Here is a 1,144-nt window from a genome sequence, read left to right on the forward strand (position 1 = left end):
GGGCGGGAAGGGGGGTGGTGTCGTGACAGTCCGCGCGAGGCCGTCCAAGCGCGTCTGGTGGCGGGACCTCCACGCGGTGACCGGGCTCGTGGCCGGCGCCGGCCTGTTCTTCCTCGCGATCACCGGCCTGCCCTGGTCGGTCTGGTGGGGCCAGCAGGTCCGCGCCCTGTCGAACGAGGCGGGGCTCGGCCAGCCGCGCGCCCTGTGGGCGGGGAAGGCGGTGTCCGCCGTGCCGATGAAGGACCGGCTGACCCAGGCGGGCTGGACCATGGAGGACGCACCCATGCCGGTCTCGCAACCGGCGGACGCGCCCGCCATCGGCCTCGACCGGGTCCTGGCCATCCTCGACGGCCTCGGCATGCCACGGGGCTACGAGGTCGCGCTGCCCGAGGGACCCACCGGCATCTATGCCGCCGCGATCTACCCGCGCGACGTCGACCGCCAGCGGCTGATCTCCCTCGACCAATATACCGGCGCCCCTCTGGTGGACGTGGCCTTCGCCGATCTCGGCAGTGTCGGGCAGGCGATCCAGTACGGAATCGGCCTGCACAAGGGCGAGTATTGGGGCCGCCTGAACCAGTTGGCGATGCTCGCCTTCTGCCTCGCCACGATCCTGCTGAGCGTCACCGCCGCGGTGATGTGGTGGAAGCGCCGGCCCGCCGGCGGTCTCGGCGTCCCGCCCTGGCCGCGCGACCGCCGGATCGCCGCCACGGTCACCGCCCTGGTCCTCGGGCTGGGCGCTCTGTTTCCGCTGACCGGCCTCGCCATCCTCGCCATGATCGGGCTCGACCTCGGCATCCAGGCCCTCCGGCGCCAAGCGCGGCGACCGGCGGCGGCCTGATCCGAGCGACGCGGGGACCGCGCCCGTGACCGACCTCATCCGCCTGCGTCGCACCCTGCGCCTCTGCCTCGGCAGCGGGTTGATCCTGCTCGCCCTGTGGGGACAGGCGATCGCGCCGCTGGCCGGCTTGCGGATTCCGGGAGCGCTCGCCGCCCTCGACCATTCGGCGATCTGCGGCCATGCGGAGGGCTCCCCCGCCATCGGAGATCGGGCTCCCGCCACGCCGGCCTGCAAGGCCTGCCCGCTTTGCGCCCTCGGGCTGTCGAGCCCCCTGGTTCCCCAGGCGCCGTCGGTGGCGCGGCG

Annotated in this window: 2 protein-coding genes; both read left to right on the plus strand. The window is 74.0% G+C overall.

What is annotated here, in order from left to right:
* Positions 1–841: PepSY-associated TM helix domain-containing protein (locus MBTS_RS00005; RefSeq protein ID WP_192214806.1), on the plus strand; the 841-nt coding region annotated here is incomplete at its 5' end.
* Between the two features lie 25 nt (positions 842–866).
* Positions 867–1,144: hypothetical protein (locus MBTS_RS00010; RefSeq protein WP_192214807.1), on the plus strand; the 278-nt coding region annotated here is incomplete at its 3' end.

It is taken from the genome of Methylobacterium bullatum (genome assembly GCF_014845095.1).
In the GTDB taxonomy this organism is placed as follows: domain Bacteria; phylum Pseudomonadota; class Alphaproteobacteria; order Rhizobiales; family Beijerinckiaceae; genus Methylobacterium; species Methylobacterium bullatum.